The 19,947-nt window shown below is 44.7% G+C and carries 9 protein-coding genes, 1 tRNA gene and 1 riboswitch; of the genes, 9 read left to right on the top strand and 1 reads right to left on the bottom strand.

Annotated features, from left to right (window positions below):
- Positions 1–306: 306 nt before the first annotated feature.
- Positions 307–395, top strand: a riboswitch (cyclic di-GMP riboswitch).
- Positions 396–468: 73 nt separating this feature from the next.
- Positions 469–1,530, top strand: a complete 1,062-nt coding sequence (locus tag ACZ42W_RS13980) for an HD-GYP domain-containing protein (RefSeq protein WP_464165960.1) — start codon at positions 469–471, stop codon at positions 1,528–1,530.
- Between the two features lie 213 nt (positions 1,531–1,743).
- On the opposite strand, the gene ACZ42W_RS13975 is transcribed toward ACZ42W_RS13980, so the two are convergent.
- Positions 1,744–1,817, bottom strand: a tRNA-Trp gene (locus ACZ42W_RS13975).
- 291 nt (positions 1,818–2,108) lie between these two features.
- Here ACZ42W_RS13975 and ACZ42W_RS13970 point away from each other — a divergent pair.
- The 8 genes from ACZ42W_RS13970 to ACZ42W_RS13935 all read left to right on the top strand — a co-directional run bounded on the left by ACZ42W_RS13970 (position 2,109) and on the right by ACZ42W_RS13935 (position 19,936).
- Entirely contained in the window at positions 2,109–2,966 is an 858-nt protein-coding gene (locus ACZ42W_RS13970; protein ID WP_464165959.1) for a PHP domain-containing protein, read from the top strand.
- Positions 2,967–3,065: 99 nt separating this feature from the next.
- Positions 3,066–3,953 (top strand): BON domain-containing protein, encoded by an 888-nt coding sequence (locus tag ACZ42W_RS13965; RefSeq protein WP_464165958.1) that lies wholly within the window; start codon positions 3,066–3,068, stop codon positions 3,951–3,953.
- A gap of 301 nt (positions 3,954–4,254) precedes the next feature.
- Complete coding sequence (locus ACZ42W_RS13960) at positions 4,255–5,181, top strand: metal-dependent hydrolase (protein ID WP_464165957.1); 927 nt, start codon at positions 4,255–4,257, stop codon at positions 5,179–5,181.
- A 129-nt stretch (positions 5,182–5,310) separates the two neighbouring features.
- A complete protein-coding gene (locus ACZ42W_RS13955) occupies positions 5,311–7,944 on the top strand; it encodes a DNA translocase FtsK (protein WP_464165956.1) in 2,634 nt (877 codons plus the stop codon).
- Between the two features lie 200 nt (positions 7,945–8,144).
- The gene (locus ACZ42W_RS13950) at positions 8,145–16,790 is read left to right on the top strand and encodes a glycoside hydrolase family 94 protein (protein WP_464165955.1); all 8,646 of its coding nucleotides are present in this window, start codon (positions 8,145–8,147) and stop codon (positions 16,788–16,790) included.
- A 73-nt stretch (positions 16,791–16,863) separates the two neighbouring features.
- Positions 16,864–17,229, top strand: coding sequence for a DUF1540 domain-containing protein (locus tag ACZ42W_RS13945; protein WP_464165954.1), 366 nt, complete (start codon positions 16,864–16,866; stop codon positions 17,227–17,229).
- Between the two features lie 145 nt (positions 17,230–17,374).
- Positions 17,375–17,815, top strand: a complete 441-nt coding sequence (locus ACZ42W_RS13940; RefSeq protein ID WP_464165953.1) for a DMT family transporter — start codon at positions 17,375–17,377, stop codon at positions 17,813–17,815.
- Positions 17,816–18,310: 495 nt separating this feature from the next.
- Positions 18,311–19,936, top strand: a complete 1,626-nt coding sequence (locus ACZ42W_RS13935; protein ID WP_464165952.1) for a methyl-accepting chemotaxis protein — start codon at positions 18,311–18,313, stop codon at positions 19,934–19,936.
- Positions 19,937–19,947 lie beyond the last annotated feature (11 nt).

Below are 19,947 nucleotides of genomic sequence, written 5' to 3'. Positions count from 1 at the left end.
CGTAAGTATTCATACAGTGCTTTCTCACGTCTGTATTCATGATTGTAGCGGTGCTATTAGGCAGGTAAGGAGATAGTTAGATAAGTAAACCAGGCGTAAAGCCTGGTTAAATAAACTTATTACCATATCCAGAGCAAACAATCTATATGTATTCTATGTATCTGGCTTTATGGCCAAAATTACGGGCAGATGTCTTGAAAAATACTTTACTTTAAAAAAACAAAAATGTTTTTTTCTGAATTAACTTAAAGTAAACTATGTTATAATCGTATTTAAAGTTATTTATCCTAATTTAAAGCTCAAAAGCATCGACAATGGCAAACTTGGCGAAAGTCAAGGACGCAAAGCTATGGGTCTTCTAGTTTATAAAAACTAATGACTGCCAAGCCGCCGAATTTGCTCTATTTTAAGAAGTTGTCGCCATGCTTACTTTTGCATGGCGATTTTTTTTGTGAAAGGAAGGTTTAATTGCGACAGTTAAGTATCAATCGAATCAACAAAGGAGATGTACTAGGACGCACCATCTATTCCCATGATGGACGTGTCTTGCTTGGTAGAGGAGTTGCTCTTAGCGACTTGTATACAAATCGGTTGCGGGATTTGGGCATTAACATCATTTACATAGACGATGAGGAAACAAAGGATATCCAAATTGAGGATGTGATTTCTGAAGAACATCGACGAGAAGCAATGATCTCGCTAGAGCATTCCGCTGAAGCCGTCCGGATTGGAAAAGACTTTGATGGCTTTAAAATTAAAAAAGCTGTCAATAATATTATTGAGGACATTTTCTCACAAAAAGATATTTTTTTAAGTCTTGCTGACATGCGAAGTTATGATAACCAAGTTTTTGCTCATTCCGTGAGTGTTTGTGTATTAGCAACGATTTTAGGAAAAGCGGCCGGTCTGGAGAAAGAGAATTTAGAGGCTTTAGCAATAGGAGCCTTGTTTCACGATATTGGAACGATAAAGTTACCGAAAGAACTCCTATGCAAGAGAGAACCTTTTACACCAAAAGAACTTGAACTGTATAAGACACACACAGAAGAAGGATTTGAAATTCTCCGAGTCAAACGGGAATTAAGTCTCTTGAGTGCTCACATCGCATTTCAGCATCACGAATGGATGAACGGAACGGGATACCCTCGTGAACTTGCGGGCGACCGTATCCATAACTTAGCGCAAATTGTTGGGTTGGCAGATTTCTATGATAACTTAGTAAATGATAGTCCAGGGAGTTCTCGAATTTTACCGTATGAAGCAATTGAAGTTGTCATGGGAGCAGCAAATAATTTCTTCCCACATGACCTTGTCGTTACCTTCTTAAAGCATATAGCAGCATATCCAACAGGATGTACGGTAAAGCTCAATACGGGTGAGATTGGGATTATCGTTGATCAAAACAGAAGTTTGCCTATGCGTCCTATCGTCAGAGTGTTACTAGGTAACGAAGAGCTATCATCTGTCAAAGCAAAGGAATATAATTTAGTTGAGGAACGAACAGTCTTTATAGAATCTATTCTCGAGTAATAGGCGCACTGCACGACAGAGGCCTAGACAGTAGCTACTTCCCAGGATAAGGGGAGGTACCTATTGTCTAGGCCTTTATTTTTATCGATTTGGCAACAAAGAACGTGCCCAAAACGTGCTCAAAGACATAAAAAAAGTTATATTGAGGTAGAAATAGGTAAATAGCAGTACAATAAAAAACACCGCAAAGGCTTGCGGTGTCTAGGTTTCTTTTGGCAGGGGATGCAGGAGTTGAACCCACACTAACGGTTTTGGAGACCGCTGTTCTACCATTAAACTAATCCCCTAGGTCATCTAAAATGAATGAATAGTGACAAAAGCTATTATACTTGAAGGTGGGTTATGTGTCAACAGACGTCATAGAAGTTATAGATAAAAACTTGAACAAAAACTAAGAAAAGTTATGTGTTAAAGAATTATATTTCCCCCAAACGAAAATATCAAAAATAAGAGGACAAATAGAGGACTAATATGTAAGAAATACTTATAATAATCCTATGAGGTTTTTAAGCAGGATTATAACTATAAAAAAAGAATACGATAACAATGACTGTAACAGTGCGAAAAATGTATGGGGGGTGGATCGCACGTATATAGATTTACACGTCCATACCGAAGAGTCCGATGGCTCGCTTTCTGTTCGTGACGTGATTCGTGTCGCGGCTGAACAGGGAATTCGTGTTCTTTCCTTAACAGATCATGAAACCACAAACGGAGTCGTAGAAGCAGTAAAGTTAGGAGAGAGACAGGGCATTCACATAATTCCAGGAGTTGAGCTTGTCACAGCGTATAGGGGCCGAGAAGTCCATCTGTTGGGCTATTTTAAGCCAGAGTCGATGAAGAATCAAAGCTTTCAGTCCCGTCTTAAGGAACTCAGACTTCATCGGACAGCTTTAGCGTATGAAATGGTTAATCGTTTACAAAGGGATGGCTTTACCTTGAAGTGGGCTGAAGTGGAAGATATGGCGAGCTCAGAAGGTGCAGTGACGAAAGGACATATCATGCGAGCACTTCATGAGCATGAGCACGGAAATATTCATTGGCCAAGTATTGCAAAGCTTTTTCAGCCATACGGAGTCGCCTATTTACCCTTTTTAGAAAATCCTTTTGAAGCAGCTGTTGATTTTATTTATGAATGTGGTGGAGTCCCTGTTCTCGCCCACCCTGGATTACTCAAGGATAATCAGCTCGTGCAAGAGCTTTTATCCCTGCGACCTATAGGGTTAGAAGTTTATTACGGTTACTGGGAAAAACGTGAAACCCTGATAGAGGACTATGAGAAGTTAGCAAGGGAAAAGGCTCTATTCTCAACGGGCGGAAGTGATTTCCACGGAATGTATGGACCCGTCGATATGGGCCAGATTGATGTACCAAAGCATTGTGCTGAGGATTTAATCAATTTTCTTGAAAGAGGTTCGCGAGCTTCCCTGGCTTAAGCTCTGCGGAGTTTTAAAGTTGGAGTTCTTGGTCTCGTGGATAAAAAAGCACCTTCAGTGTAAAACTAGGTTTAGTTTTTTGACAGTGGAGGGACAAATATGGAAAGATCTCGATCGGAAAAGGACGTTTTTCAAGACATAAAACAACTTATCCAAACGCATTTTGGAGAAACCGGACAGGGGATTCATGTTGAGGTCAAAGGGGATAAGGCTTCGTTATGGGGTACCGTCGATAATCTGGGTGAGAAAGATTTTATCGGGCAAAGGATTCGAAGAATTGATGGTGTCAGAGAAGTTGATAATGCTCTGACAGTGGCTAACGATGGGAAAATCACGGATAAGGATATTGAAAAACAGGTAGGGGAACGCTTTACTCAATCCAATTATGAGGAAATAATGGGTCTAGGCTGCCGAGTCAGTAAAGGGGTTGTAACTCTTCTAGGGCATGTTGAGACACAAAGTACAGAGCGGCTGGCAAAACGAATTGCTTCTCAAGTGAGGGGAGTGAAAGAGATACGGAGTGAGATTGATTTTCTAGAGAAGGCAGTGGATGATGCAACCCTTGTTAATCGCGTAGAGGATGCGATGGTAGTCTCTCCATGGGTGGATGCACACGAGATCAAGACCACTGCACGGAATGGTTTGGTCACTCTAACCGGGATGGTCGGTTATCAAGAGGAAATGGAATGGGCAGTGGATACGGCCTATCAAGTTCCAGGAGTGAAGGCCGTCGTCAGTGAAATCTTTGCCCGTCATCGTTCTCAAGGGGAAGATCTATGGATGACCGAGCAGCTCGTCCGTAAATTAGGGCAACATGGCATGACATCTCAACAGGTTCGCGCCTTTGTTCAAGAAGGAATTGCTTTCCTCAGTGGTGAGGTATACTCGGATGAGGATAGACGCTGGGCAGAATCCATGGGCCAGCATGTAGAAGGTATCACGGGGATTAATAGTTCGATTAAAGTTGCTTCGCATTCCATTAAATAATCCATATCACTATCTGTAGCGAATAAATAACAGGAGCTCGGTTTTCCCTCAGGGTGAAAGCTGAGCTCTTCTATTGTTGTAGAGTTAATTAGAGTTGTAGAGAAGTAAATAAATGTTTTTGAAATTATTGCCTAAACAAGGTAAGAGATAAAAAATTACTAGAATGAGGAAACCCTTATTGTTTTTTTATATGATATAATGAAACCGTTCGCAAAAATCATACACTCATCTTGGAGTTGTCAAAAAGACATGGAGGTGGCTAAACATCGATCCTATAACACATGGTTTGATTGGGGCAGCATTGGCTACACTTTCCGGACACCCGATGCAGCTTAATGATCCTGTTTTCCTTGGGTGTACACTTGGCGCTATGCTTCCTGACCTCGATATTGTCACTCACCTCAAAGGAAGAATAAATTATCTGCTCAAACATCGTGGTGCCAGCCACTCACTTCTAGCTTTGGGCGGAATGGCTCTTGGTTTAGGGAGTGTCGTTTATTCTATCTTCCCTAGTACTCCATGGATGACCGTTGTCTTTTGGACTCTGATTGGAACCTTATCGCATGGTTTAGCCGATCTTCTGAATTCTTATGGAGCTCAGTTGTTATGGCCGTTTTATCGTAAGAAATTTACCTTTGATATGGTGATGTTAACGGATCCCATCGTGTTTGCTTTGTTCCTTTTTTCACTGATTTTATCCATGGTTCACCCTGAATTTGCGAGGAATTCAACGAGTGCTGCCTTTATCTTAAGCATAACCTATCTTCTTTTTCGAGAATTTGACCGCCTAAGAACCCGGAAACGGTTAGTGGAGAAGTTCCATCTTCCCAAGGAAGTAACTATCAAAGTTCTTCCGGCCATGTATCGACCGTTTAACTGGTCGTTCCTCATCTTTCAAGATGAAAGAGTAAGCTTCGGAGTGCTTCTACGAGGAGAACCTAAGATCCTGAAAACTCTTCCCCAATGGGATGAGAAGGATCCGTGGATTACGAATGCTCTCGAGGGAGGGCTTGCCGAAATCTTTACGAAGTTTACACCTTATTTTCATGTCGTTAGAGTCGATGATGGAACTGAATCGAAGGTCGAGTTTTTAGATCTTCGGTATTGGGATAAGGAGGATTTTCTTTACACAGGTGAAGTAAAAATGCTTCCCGATGGAAAAATAGCAGAAGAAACCTTTTATTCCTTCGGTCACCGTCATTCACAGGGCATATTATTGGAATATTAGACAACCGTCACAGGGACTCTCTTCGAGGGAGTTCCTGTGATTGTTTTATGGGAATTGAGTCATCCTGAAAAAAACCTTTTGACTATATTTTAGACATCAAGGATAATTAGAGCTGGTGGAGGTGGAATTGTGTCGAGAAAACATAGAACTTCAGGTAAAGTAAGGCCAGTACTTGCAATCCTATTAGGACTATTTGGTTTTTTAAGCTTGCTAGGAGAACTAGGAATTACAAGTATAGGGAGAGAAATATACGCTCTCTTGAAATATCCTTTAGGTGATAAGGCATGGTTCGGGCCATTCATTTTCTTCATTCTTGCTTTTTTAACCTGGGTATCCACTTCATTTCAGCCGAAGAATCAAAGTGCAAAGGCTGGAATATTACGTTCAAAAGGTAGTTCTCAAAGACAGGGTAAACCTAAGCAAAAGGTGAAAATAAAGCAAGAATCAAGACAAGATTCAAACAGAGCAAAGAAAGCAGTACATAGAAACGATGACGAAGGTCCGTCTTTAACCTCGTTTGATTCTGGAATTGCTCTTCCAAAAGCTAAGCTGGTGAGCTTAAAAGGATTTAATGAGTATTTTTCCTCATCTGAGGGTCCAGAGATTGAAAGACAAGCCCCTCTGGAGGAACTCGAGGACGTCGGAAAGGATTTTTCGACCTACTTTAAGGAAGGAAACGAGTTTTCCTTCAAACCCCTCGGTACACGATTGACTCCCATACGTGGGTTCTCAGGTTATTTTGATGAAGTGAGTGCAGAGCTTGAAGAAGAACTTAAGAGCTATGCCCGACCGGATGCGGGAAGATTATTTCCGCCCAAACGAGAATGGGAAACCCCAAATCTTGCGGATGTATCAGATCCTGATTCGAAGGGCTTTCCAGGACAGGTAGCTCACCTTCTCAAGCTAGAGAGGAAAGCTTCAGTCGGTGTATCTCCAGAGGAAAGAGCCGAATTACTGGGAAAGACAGGAACTGAGATACCCCAGGTAGAGGCTTCAACGACTGAGGATGGGCCACATAAGGGAGCTCGAACGATCGTGAATTGGGGCGCCGACTTAGTTCAGGCCTTGGATCACGAGATGGGTAAGGGAAAAGAGATCACCATGGCTGCAACAATGGGGACGGTCACGGAGTTTGAAGCTACTATGGCGGTCACTGAGGTTGAATCCACTGAGATGGGCACTGCAGTCGAAGCGATTGAGACGAATCCTGTTGAAGAGGTTGATGAATCTTCTGAGTGTTCTACGAGCGCTGTGATGCCGGCTGTGTTGGGTAGTCTTATGAAGGATACTCAGGCAATGGAAGAGAAAATTGAGAATCAGGAAAAGCCTGTGGCCTGGAAATTGCCTGATTTAGAGCTACTTGATGCACTTCCTCAAGTTCCCCTAGTCTATGATCCAGAAACGCAACAGCACCTAGAGCGTGTCTTGGAGGACTTTGGAGTCCATGCAAAGGTTATACGCGTTGCACGTGGACCGGTGATTACTCGTTATGAGTTAGCTCCCGCACCGGGAGTGAAGATTAGCCGAATCGTTAATTTAGCGGATGATATCGCCCTGGGGCTAGCTGCCCGGGATGTTCGAATTGAGGCCCCGATTCCCGGCAAAGCCGCCATAGGAATCGAAGTGCCAAATAAGAAGCCCCGTCCTGTACACTTTCGAGAGGTCTTGGAAACACCAGAATATCGTGAGAATTCCTCTAAACTGCGGATTGCATTAGGGAAGGATATCGCCAATCAATCTGTCGTCGCGAACCTAGCGAAGATGCCGCACCTGTTGGTCGCTGGCTCAACGGGTTCAGGGAAGAGTGTCTGTATTACGGCACTTATTAACTCCTTGTTATTTAATGCTCGGCCTGATGAAGTGAAGTTCTTAATGGTGGATCCGAAGATGGTTGAGCTCAGTATTTATAATGGGATTCCGCATCTCCTCGCCCCGGTCGTTACCGATCCGAAAAAGGCCGCTGCCGCCCTCAAATGGGTAGTCAAGGAGATGGAAACCCGTTATGAACTTTTTGCAGCGTCTGGAGTACGTGACATTGAACGCTATAATCGTATGAAAGCACAGGAGCAAGGAAAAGAGCTAGGTGAGATAGCTCCAGCCCTCCCTTGGATCATAGTTATTATCGATGAATTAGCGGACTTAATGATGGTCGCTGCGGATGAAGTAGAAGAAGCCATTTGTCGCTTAGCTCAAATGGCTCGAGCTGCAGGAATTCATTTAGTGATCGCCACCCAACGTCCTTCTGTCGATGTCATCACTGGAGTGATCAAGGCCAACATACCCAGTCGGATTTCCTTTGCGGTGAGTTCACAGATTGATTCTCGGACGATACTTGATGCAACGGGTGCAGAAAAGCTACTCGGGAGGGGGGATATGCTTTACTCTCCCCAAGGCTTGAATAAGCCCGTGCGTGTTCAAGGATGTATGGTTGCGGATGAGGAAGTCCAGAGAGTGATTAGCTTCTGGAAGGCCCAGGGACGTCCAGAGTATCTCGATCCGGAGGGCTTCACTAGCATTATGACTGCAGGAAAAGCAGAGGGTCCTGGAATAGATGACGAACTCTTTGTGGATGCAGGTCGACTCATTCTTACCATGGGAGTGGCGTCAGTCTCTTACTTGCAAAGAAAATTGAAAATCGGTTATGCACGTGCAGCTCGCTTGATGGATTTGCTTGAGGAAAATGGTATCGTCGGAGGGTATGAAGGAAGTAAGGCACGTCAGATATTACTCTCGATTGAAGAATTTGAAGAGCGTTTTGGTTAATAATTATAGGAACGGTCTTAACTGTTCCATTGCGATAACGTCTAGATTTAAAGATTCGGAACGGTTAAAACCGTTCCCTACATTCACACGAATAAAACAGGGGAGTGTTGCTAGCTACTCAAGTAGTTTGGCAACACTCCCACTTTTATTTGCGCTTCATATCTCTCCACCGTTCCGATTCGCGCATGATTTGGAGGAAAATGGACATAATTTTTAAGGTTAGACAAAAAGAAGCAGAGGTATGGGGTGTGGCTATGAGGGTTAAAGCGAATTTGCTCGTAAATCCAGTGTTACGAGATGTTGCTTTAAATCGCAACGAACTACTTAAACATGCAATAGAAATTGCGCAGTCCCATATTCAGATGGGTATCCTTCAAGGATGTAGTCGATTACTTCCGAGAGTTAAGGAAAATAGCAAATTTCTTGAGAAGGCACGGATAGAGATGTCCGAATATGAAGATAAGACCAAAGATTGGGTACCGGCTTCAGAGTGGTTTCTCGATAACTTCTACCTTCTCAAGGATCTGAGGCTGGATATTAAGAAGAACTTACCCCGCAAGTATGAACGAGAATTGACGTGCTTAGCTAGTGGAGAAGAGCAAGGGGTGCCTCGTATTTTTATCCTGATGAGAGAGCTAGTTGAGCATACAGATAGCCAAGTCAATGGTGAGCTTCTCCGAGATTTTGTCAATGCTTATCAATCGGTGCAACCTTTGACCAGTGGAGAATTATGGGCACTCCCCATCATGCTTAAAATTATTCTCTTAGAAAATGTACGGCGTCTCGCTGAGCAGGTACTTCTGACGCAGAAGGAAAGACAAAAAGCGGAGTCATGGATTACTCCCTTTCTAGCGGGGGAGCAATCGACAGAAGAATGGGAAGGAAAGCTGAACTCGGTAAATGCCGTCCCTGACAACTCCACAGCGTATGCAGAACGATTACTCTATCGAATGCGGGAATTGGGTAGCGACTCGACTCCACTGGTCAACTGGTTTAATCGAGTTCTCAGTCGGGAAGATATATCTATGGATGGGTTGGCCCACTTAGAACATCAGAAGCAAGCCATCTATCAAGTATCCATGGGACATGCAATAACAAGTATTCGATTTCTTGCCGAGGAGAATTGGCCACGCTTCTTTGAAGAGATAAGCCCCGTCCAAAAGATGCTCGAACTTGATCCTTCAGGAATTTATCCAAGGATGGACTTTGAATCAAGGGATAAGTATCGGCATCTCGTTGAAAAAGTGGCGCGGTCTTTCCAAGTATCAGAATTGGTGGTGGCACGAAAGCTTCTCGATCGAGCGAAGGAGCGTTTTGAAAGCCCGAACGCTGAATTTGCCCATATTGGGTTTGACTTATTTAGTGCGGGGTATTCCGAATTAGAAATTGAGCTTGAGAAAGAATGGGGAAGAATCCGTCGGTTCTGGTGCGATGTTAAGCGCAGTCTGCGGAATAAGCCACATGAATTTTATCTCGGAGGAATCTTTTTAACGACACTCCTCCTCCTTAAGCTTTTATCGGTTCCTTTTCTAGGCGGAGTAGAAGGTTGGGGAGAGTGGATATTTCGCCTTTTCGTGCTGCTCATCCCCGTAACAGCCCTCACAATCCCCCTCATGAATTGGCTCGTCGACCGCATTGTTTCTCCAGCGTATTTTCCTAAACTAGAATTTGGAGAAGGAATTCCTTCTGAATTTCGGACTTTGGTCGTCATTCCGACGCTCTTAACGAGTGTCGAGAGAGTTAAAGAGCTGTTAGGGCAGCTCGAGGTTTACTATCTAGCCAATCAGGATCCCCACCTACATTTTGCCTTGCTAGGTGACTTTAAGGATGCCCCTTCCCCAGAGATGAGCGGGGATAAAGAGCTTCTAGAGGCCGCAATAGAACGGATTAGAGCTCTTAATCTGAAGTATCGTGAGGATGCCTTTTTGCTACTTCATCGCTCGAGACTATGGAATTCTTCCGAAGCAACCTGGATGGGTTGGGAGCGTAAACGTGGAAAATTGATTGAACTTAATCGTCTACTCCGACAAGAGGGGACAACGAGCTATACTGTTCAGATCGGGAAACTAGAGGTTCTTCCGAAGATTCATTATGTAATCACCCTCGATGCAGATACGGAATTGCCAAGGGGTGTGGCGAAAAAGCTCATTGGAACGATGACGCATCCCCTTCATATCCCCCGTTTAGGAGAGGACGGAAGAAACGTTGTTAAGGGATATGGAGTATTGCAACCGAGAATAGGCGTATCGGTTCTCAGCGCCAGGGCGTCACGCTTTGCTTCCTTGTTCTCGGGGAATAGCGGAATTGATCCGTATACGACCGCAGTTTCGGACGTTTATCAGGATCTTTTCGGTGAAGGCAGCTTCACAGGCAAGGGAATCTACGATGTAGAGGTTTTTCATCGGGTTACTGGCGAAGCATTTCCAGAGAATCAAATTCTCAGCCATGATCTCCTCGAGGGAATCTATGCGCGTGCTGGATTAGTCACAGATATCGAATTGATTGACGGTTATCCCGCCAAATACCCCGCCTATATGCAACGCTTACATCGCTGGACTCGAGGAGATTGGCAAATACTGCCCTGGCTTTTCAAAGATATTTCTACCCTTGGTAAATGGAAGATTTTCGATAATCTACGGCGCAGCCTCGAAGCGCCGAGTCAGGTGTTACTGCTTTACCTTGCCTTCACTCTCCTGGAGCAAAACCCGTATTATTGGATTGGCTTTGTTCTGATGGGGATTTTCTGGCCACTCCTCATTCAACTCTTGAATCCTTTGGTTAAATGGCAAGAGAATTCCTTTTCGACCAGGCAGGAACTGAAGAAGGCAGTGCTTCAGGGAGTGTTTCGATTCTCCACCTTAGCCTATCAAGCCGTTCTTCAACTGGATGCAATCCTGCGTAGTTTGCTACGTCAAGGGGTGACAAAGCGCAATCTTCTCGAGTGGGAGACAGCAGCAGATACAGAGGCGCGACTCGATTTGAGTTTTCAGACCTCACTCCGTTCGATGTGGTCCACCTGGGGTGTGATTATCGTTTTCCTGACAGGAATTCTCTATTATGACCCCACTCGATTGATCCTCTTTTTACCTGTAGCCCTTCTTTGGGGACTTTCCCCTTACTTTGCCTACTGGATAAGTTTACCGCATAAAATGGAGAAGGATCTTTCTGAAGAGAACCAGGCTGAACTCCGTCTTTGGTCCCGTAAAATATGGGCATTTTTCGAGGAATATGTCACTGCCGAAGAAAATTGGTTGCCCCCCGATAACGTTCAGATCGACCCACCAAACGGAATCGCGCATCGAACTTCGCCGACGAATATTGGGTTAGCAATGTTAGCGAATCGAGCTGCCCGTGATGAGGGATACCTTACTCTGGGTGATACTTTAACTCGCCTACGTGGATCCTTAAATACGCTTGAACAGTTAGAACAGTGGGATGGCCACTTCTATAACTGGTATGACACACTCACTTTACACCCCCTCCAGCCGCTTTATATTTCGACGGTGGATAGTGGAAATCTCGTCGTTTCACTACTCAGCTTAAGTCAAGGAGCGGAAGAGCTCCTGGAAGAGCCGGTTCTTAGTCTCCAGGTCGCGAAAGGCCTCCAAGATACCTATCACATCGCAAGGGGTTCCTGGGGAGAAGATAACGTACCCGAGAAATTAGAAGCACTGGGCACAGAAATCGAGGATTTACTCCTGAATTCTGAGGATTTATGGTTTTGGCAGAGTTTCTTGGAACATTGGTCTCTCCCTCTGGAGCTTGACTCTCTTGAGGCGTCCTCTTCTGAGGAAACAGGATTTTGGGTCACGCGGCTAGAGCATATGATTCAAGCCTTAAATAAAGAATTCGAACGTTTTTATCCGAGAACCATGCTTTTGGCGTTACAGAGTTTAGGGGAGCCAGGACTCTCCCTACAGGGCTTAGGACAGGTTGGGGTAAGGGAACTTCAACTTCGCTACGCCCAGGAAATCTGCCCGAAGCTCAGCTCTGAGGAACTGAAGATGGTCTGTCGGAATGCCGAACAAGCCCTAAAAGACTTTATGGAGAAAGTCGAGAGTCTTACCTCAGACTTACGTCGAATTGCACTCGAAACGAACTTTCGACCGCTTTATAATCCCGAAAAGCAGCTTTTTTCGATTGGGTATCGGGTGGCTGATCGGATGCTCGATTCCTCCTACTATGATCTATTGGCTTCAGAAGCTCGTCAAGCGAGCTTCATCGCCATCGCCAAAGGAGATGTTCCGCAAGCCCATTGGTTTCATCTAGGGCGCTCCCTAACTCAGGTCAAGGGTCAGAGAAGTCTGGTTTCCTGGAGTGGAACGATGTTCGAGTTTCTCATGCCACTCTTACTCATGCGGAATTTTCCCGGAACCCTCTTAGATGAGACCTATCAGGCCGTCGTTGAGATTCAGCGACAGTATGGAGAGAGTCAGGGAATTCCCTGGGGAATCTCGGAATCAGGGTATTATTTGTTTGACCCCCAGTTGAATTACCAATATAAGGCGTTTGGTGTCCCAGGCCTTGGTCTAAAAAGGGGTTTGACTAAAGAACTTGTCCTTGCCCCCTATGCAACCTTTATGGCCTTACAGGTAGCCCCCTTAGCTAGCTTAAAGAATATTCAGCAGATGGCGGAGTTTGGGTTTACTGGACGTTTTGGATTATTCGAAGCCATCGACTACACTCGTGAGCGAATTGCCCTTAAGAAAGAGTACGAGATCATAAAAAGTTATATGACACATCATCAAGGGATGAGCTTTCTTGCTTTGGGGAATGTCCTTGGTGAAGGACGAATGCAAAAAAGATTCCATCGGGATCCCCTTGTTCAAGCCAGTGAACTCTTATTACAAGAGCGGGTCCCTGTGGGGCAGAGGATTATTCCTCCTCCCGAAGTACACGTGAAGGCGCTAGAACGGAAAGAGGGATTCGAGACGGAAGGGAATCGTTTTATGACCTATACAGAGGTCGATACGGTTGTTCCCTTGACCCACTTCGTTTCGAATGGGCAGTACTCTGTCATGCTTACGAATTCAGGATCGGGCTTTAGCCGCTTTGGAACGATAGCGGTTTCACGGTGGCGAGAGGATGTCACTCGGGATTCCTGGGGAATGTATTTCTACATCCAGAATTTAAACTCAGGAGATTTTTGGTCCCCTACGTATCAACCCTGTAGGAATCGGGGAGAAGATTATCAAGTAACTTATGCTCCGGATCGTGTGGAGTATTACAGAAAAGATGGAAACGTAAGTACGAAGTTGGAAGTTGTCGTATCGCCTGAGGACCCAGTAGAGCTTCGTAGAATATCGTTAACCAATCACAGCTCCTCGACGCGGGAATTAGAAATTACAAGTTATTTTGAAACAGTACTTACGCGTTCCAATGATGACTTAGCTCATCCTGCGTTTACCAATCTCTTTATTCAAACGGAGTATACGCATCAGGCGATACTTGCCTCCCGTAGGCCACGCCGACCAGAACAAGGCCGCAGCTGGCTAATGCATACCTTAGCACTCGAAGGTGAGGGGGTTGGCTCACTTCAATACGAGACGGATCGAGCTCGATTTATCGGACGGGGAAGAAGTCTTAAGAATCCCCAGGCGCTTGAACTCAATCAGCCTCTGTCGAACTCAGTAGGTGCCGTACTCAATCCCATTATGAGCTTAAGGCAACGGATGATTATAAAGCCAGGGCAGACTGCCAGGATAACGTTTACCACTGGAATTGCAGAGGAACGGGAGAGTACCATTCGTCTGGCAGAAAAGTATCGTGAAGCTGCGACTGTAAACCGGGCTTTCGAATTGGCTTGGACACAAAGTCAGATGGAGTTAAAACACCTGAACATCACAGCCAATCAGGCCAATGAAGCCCTAAGTCTTGGAGGGCAAATTCTCTATTTAAGCCCAGCACGAAGAGCCTATTCGAGCACCCTTAAGGAGAATAGCAAAGGTCAGTCTGCCTTATGGCCCTACGCAATCTCAGGAGATTTGCCCATCGTTCTCGTTAAGGTAAAGAACATGGAACACATAGAATTTGTTCGGCAAGTTCTCAAGGTCCATGAGTATTGGAAAATGAAGGGCCTCTCCGTTGATTTAGTTTTTCTCAATGAGGATGAAACGGGTTATCTTCAAGCGTTGCAAGATGCGTTGAAAGACTTAGTTTCAGCAGGACATTCTCACGATCGGGTCAAACAACCTGGGGGAGTTTTTCTCCTTCAGCAAAGCCATATTCCACCAGAAATTCTCACCCTACTCTTTACCGTTGCCCGCGTGATCTTGGCTGCTGAGGAAGGGTCCTTGACGGTACAACTCAGGAAAAAGGGGAAGGAGGCCTCGGAAGTCTCTCCACATTCCTTGAGCGTAAGGGAAGGTGGATATGGGGTAGAGCGGGTAGCGGGAGATTCCAATACACGGTTAGATTCCTCTATCACGATAACTGAGTTAAAAAACCAGCTCCTTTACTTCAACGGCTTTGGCGGCTTCACCCAGGATGGGCGGGAGTATGTGCTTGAATTGAAGGAAGGAACCCATACCCCGTTGCCTTGGATTAATGTGATTGCTAATCCACACTTCGGCTTTCAGATTTCGGAGTCTGGTGCTGGGTATACTTGGTCAGGTAACAGTCGGGAGAATAAGTTGACGTCTTGGTCGAATGATCCAGTGCTCGATACGGTGGGAGAGGGAGTCGTGATTCGCGATGATGAAACAGGTGCCCTTTGGGGTCCGACCCCAGCTCCCCTTCGGGAAGGAACACCCTATCAGGTTCACTTTGGTCAGGGTTACTCCCGGTTTAAGCATAGGAGCTCTGATATAGAGACAGATTACTTGCTCTACGTCCCCATGGATAAACCTGTGAAGATTGCTCGGTTACTCCTTCAGAATGATTCAGGAGCAAAGCGCAGGCTTACTGTAAGTTACTATGCTGAATGGGTCTTAGGAGTTGCTCGGGAACTCACCGCTCCTTACATCGTGACCGATTTCCATGAACCCAGTGAAGCACTTTTGGCCTGGAATACCTACCAAGAAGAGTTCGCAGGTCGGGTTGCCTTCTTAAGTGGCTTCGGTGGAGAGTGTGGCTCGTATACTGGTGATCGTGAGGAGTGGCTTGGACGAAATGGAGATTTCAGTGAGCCCCAAGGTGCGACGCTAGAAAAGCTCTCTGGAAGTTATGGCGCGGGTTTTGATCCCTGTGGAGTCCTCCAGCGAGTCATAGAGCTTGAACCCAATCAGGAGATGGAAGTTCTGTTTCTCGTGGGAGAAGGGGATAATCGTGAAGAAGCACTGGCTTTAATTCAAGAGTTCCGTAATGTTGATCGAGTGGAAGAAGCTTATCGAGAGGTCGTAAAGTTCTGGGATAATCATCTGGGTAAGCTTCAAATCCATACTCCAGATCAGTCGATGAATCTGCTCATGAACCGCTGGCTTCTCTACCAGACCCTAGCGTGCAGGATCTGGGCCCGTTCAGCCTTTTACCAGTCAGGAGGGGCTTTTGGTTTCCGAGATCAACTTCAGGATGTCATGTCCTTTGCAAGTCTCTCTCCGGAATACACACGAGAACAAATCCTAAGGCATTGTGCCCACCAGTTTATCGAAGGGGATGTACAGCATTGGTGGCATGAGGAGGCTAATAAGGGAATTCGCACGAAGTTCGCGGATGATTTACTCTGGCTGCCCTTTGTCACAGCTGATTATATCGAACATACTGAGGATTATTCGATTCTCGAGGAGGTCACACCCTTCCTGAAGGATTGCTGTCTGGGAGAAGAAGAGGATGAGCGCTATTCCATCCCTCAGGTCTCAGAAGAACAGGGAACGGTCTATGAGCACTGTATTCGTGCCCTTGAACGGGGGATTAAGCTCGGAGAACATGGTCTACCTCTCATCGGCTCAGGGGATTGGAATGATGGCTTTAGCCGCATCGGCATCGAGGGTAAAGGGGAAAGTGTGTGGTTAGGCTGGTTCTTAATCACGACACTCAGTCGGTTCGCGCGGGTTTGTGATGAACGTAAGGAACACAGCCGAGCAGAGGATTATCGACAACGGGTTCAACAACTCAAGGAAAGCATGGAGAGAGCGGGCTGGGATGGAGGCTGGTACCGTCGCGCCTACTTTGATGATGGCACTCCTCTCGGTTCAGCGCGAAACCCTGAGTGTCAGATCGATGCCATCGCTCAATCCTGGAGTGTCATTTCGGGAGGGGCTAGGGAAAGCCGCGCTAAAGATGCTATGGCAGCCCTTGAGAATTATCTCTGGAAGAAAGAAGAAGGAATTCTTCTTCTCTTGACTCCGCCCTTCATAAAATCAGACCCTGATCCTGGATACATCCAGGGCTATGTCCCTGGGGTGAGAGAAAACGGCGGTCAGTATACGCATGGAGCGATTTGGTCGGTTTTGGCCTTCTCCATGCTTGGCGAAGGAAACAAGGCGGCCGAACTCTTTAACATGCTTAATCCGATAAACCATGCCCGTACGCCGCAAGAGGTAGCCCGCTATAAAGTGGAACCCTATGTCATGGCAGCAGATGTCTATGCAATCTCTCCTCATACAGGAAGAGGAGGCTGGACTTGGTACACTGGAGCAGCAGGTTGGATGTACCAGGCTGGCCTAGAGGGAATACTGGGATTTGATAAGCAAGGGGAAGAATTTTCTTTGAAGCCGTGTATTCCAGACCACTGGCCAAGCTATGAGATGGAGTATCGGTATAAATCAAGCGTTTATCGGATTCGTGTCGAAAATCCCCACAGACGGATGGGAGGGGTTCAACAGGTCTTCTTCGATCAAGATCCTGGACAATTCCCGATAAAACTACTCGATGATGGGCAAGAACATTGGGTCCGTGTCATCCTCTAGATGGGAATATTGAACCATAGATTGGGGACACTAAGCATACAAATTAATCCTAAAATGTGGAAGGAGAATGACCATGAGCATTCAACTCAAATGCGAGGCCGAAAATTGTTTGTACAATCGTAGTCAACTTTGTTCCGCCGAAGAAATCGAAGTCCAAGGAGGAGACACTAAGGGAGGAGAAGCTACCTTTTGTGGGACCTTCAGCTCGAAAAGCATGGGGAATTATGTATCCTCCATGGGCAATATGAATTACAGTGGTGCTCTACAGCAAGTCGTCTCTGAAGACCAAGTCATGGATCCCAAAGTACGCTGTAATGCTGTGAATTGTACCTATAACTCAGCTAAGCTATGTCAAGCAGACCATGTTCAAATTCAAAACGAAGTATCCAGTACTGCAGAGCAAACAGAATGTCAAACCTTTATCCCTGCTCAATCCTAGATGTCGAGCGGAGAACAAGGAAGTCGAAGGTTCTAAAAACAAGAAATTGAATAAAACTAAGAAAAGCTTGCTGCTAACGTGGCAAGCTTTTCTGCACTTCGTGTATAATGAAGGAAAAACAGATCGATTGAGGAGAGAAAAAAGGATGAAGTGGTTCTATGTAGCAATGGCAATATTAGGAGGTCTCATGGCTGGGATTCAGACACCCATCAATGGGGCTCTCGGAAAACGAATCGGCGGAATCGAAGGGGCCTTGGTTTCTTTCCTTGTGGGGACCCTTGGTTTAATCATTGCTTTGCAATTTTTAGGGAAAGGGAATTTTTTCGGCGTATTCTCAGCTCCTAAGGGACTCCTTCTCGGCGGAGTATTTGGTGCTATTTATCTCACGTGTTCTATTTTAGCTGTCCCGAGGATTGGAGTTGCTGCAGCAATTTCTTCGATCGTCTTAGGACAGATGCTTGCCGGTATGCTTATTGATCACTTTGGTTTCTTAGGAGTGGAGCGAAATCCCATCAGTTTTTCTCGCTTAACTGGAGTGCTCCTAATGATGGGGGGGCTTTATCTTGTACTGAAACGAAATTCCTAAGTTTCTTAATTACATAAAATTCAATTGAAAAAAGAGAATTTTGGAATTTATAGTCGAAATTAGTGGTCTTTGTATAATTTTTAAAAGTGGGGTAGTCGGTTAGCTCCAGGTACAATCTTATTATTATTTGATGAAACAATATTGAAACGGTGGAACAAATGAAACACCATGCGTTTCATTTGTTAACGATGAATTTTTCATATTAATATTATTTTGATTTTGTAAAATTTATATATTGTTATTACTTTATGGAAACTTGATTGATTCTACAACTTTTTAAAAATTTCAAAAAGCTAAAAATTTGGACAGTTTTTTTGGCACCAAAATTGCAACAATATAAAAAGGTGAAGGGAGTAATATTCAAAAACCTGCCTGCTGTAACTGTAGCAGAACTAGGGAGTATGGCAAGGTTCTAGTTTTGGCTACATGAGTGACGGGTTGTTCACCTGAAATATCAAAAGTGATGAAACCTTTTAAGTTAAAGGAGGCTTGTCCATGTATTTAGCAAAATTCTTTCCATGGGTATTAGGAAATCTATTCTTGCCAGTGATCAGTTTAAGTTTGGGTAGCACCTTTGTAAGCACAACCTTTGGCTGGGTAATTTTAGTAACTACCGTTACTCTACTCGTAGTATTAGATATTTGGTATATATCGACACATCTGTCAAGACCTTACCAAAAGATTCATCAAGTTCTACATCAATTGGCTGGGGGAAATTTTACAGTCGCCTTCCATTTAGAAGTTAAGGATAAAATGTTTCAGCCTATCATTGAGACGGGTGACCAGATGATTGGTAGTATTCGTTCCATGATGAGCGATATATTAACAGCTTCTGAGAAAACTTATGTATCTGCCTCCAATTTAAAGGATAATATTGGAGAGGCAAATTTAAGTAATCGACAAGTCGCACACGCGGTCGCCGAAATTGCAACAAGTTCGGAAAGACAAACGGACAATATCTACGTTGCTAAAGGACAAGTTGAGCAATTTGTAAATTCGTCGAATACTGTAAAAGATAAAGCGAATACAACTTCTGTCAGGATTAAGACCCTTGAACAGTCCGTCCAGCAAATGAAGGCGGTGTTTCAACGGGTACATCAAGGAATTGAAGAGACTGCGATGTCCAGTGAAAAGTCCTATGCAGGGTTTACTGAATTAGAGCAAGAGATTTCAAGGATAAGTCATATTGTAGGAACAGTCAGTGAGATTGCGAGCCAGACCAATCTTTTGGCACTTAATGCGGCCATCGAAGCAGCAAGAGCTGGAGAAAATGGAAGAGGATTTGCCGTTGTTGCTGATGAAGTCCGAAAACTAGCCGAAGAATCGGAACAAGCGGCCAAGGAAATCAACCAAATCGTTAATACCATTCTAAAGGAAATGCATTCCCTCGCTGAACTCATAAGAGAGAACTTCCTCAAGGTTCAAACAGATGTTCAAGAAGTCGACTCGGCCCAAGGGTTCCTAGGGAATTTAGTACAGGAATTTACTCCAATGGCGGAAGCAGTCCAAGAAATAACGCTCTTAGCCGTCGAGCAATATGAAGGTTCACAAATCGTCGACTCTGCAATTCGTAAGATTGCTGTCTTGGCGGAACAGAGTATGAGCGAGGCGCAAAGTAGTGCCTCCATGTCAGAAGAACTTTTAAACTCACAAGGGGAAATAGAAACAGCCTCTCAGCAGTTGGTTAAAGTTTCGCAAGATCTTAGAAAACTCTCGACTAAATTAGCTGAAGGAAAAGACGGAATAAGTCCTGAAATAAAAAATAAAATTCAAAAGGGGTTTAGTCAGCTTGAGTCACTCGCGAAGCAGGATATTTTCCAAAAGTTAGAGCGTGAAAAATGCCGTGAGGCGCTTATAAAAGCAAAAGGACCGATTCTTGATGTGCTGCACTTCGTAGAACCTAACGGAGAGGTTATTTTTACAACTTCTTCCTCGAACACGAACCGTTCCTATCGTGCTTGGTTTTTGCACGCAAAGAAGGGAGAAAATTATTGTACTGAACCATATTTTTCAGCTGTCTCACATAATAATTATCCTGTAGTAACAATTTCTCTTCCAGTTCGTGATAAAGAGGGAAATGTCATTGCAGTTCTGGGAGCAAATCTTATCAAAGATTGTTAGACTGCATACAC

It is taken from the genome of Desulfitobacterium elongatum (genome assembly GCF_055378975.1).
Note: the sequence above shows the minus strand (reverse complement) of the source record. Positions and strands in the feature narration are given on the sequence as shown.

What these genes read in the sequence shown, in the direction of transcription:
- ACZ42W_RS13945 (WP_464165954.1), top strand. Translation starts at nt 16,864, where the DNA reads ATGAGCATTCAACTCAAATGCGAGGCCGAAAATTGTTTGTACAATCGT.
- ACZ42W_RS13965 (WP_464165958.1), top strand. Translation starts at nt 3,066, where the DNA reads ATGGAAAGATCTCGATCGGAAAAGGACGTTTTTCAAGACATAAAACAA.
- ACZ42W_RS13935 (WP_464165952.1), top strand. Translation starts at nt 18,311, where the DNA reads ATGTATTTAGCAAAATTCTTTCCATGGGTATTAGGAAATCTATTCTTG.
- ACZ42W_RS13950 (WP_464165955.1), top strand. Translation starts at nt 8,145, where the DNA reads ATGGACATAATTTTTAAGGTTAGACAAAAAGAAGCAGAGGTATGGGGT.
- ACZ42W_RS13940 (WP_464165953.1), top strand. Translation starts at nt 17,375, where the DNA reads ATGAAGTGGTTCTATGTAGCAATGGCAATATTAGGAGGTCTCATGGCT.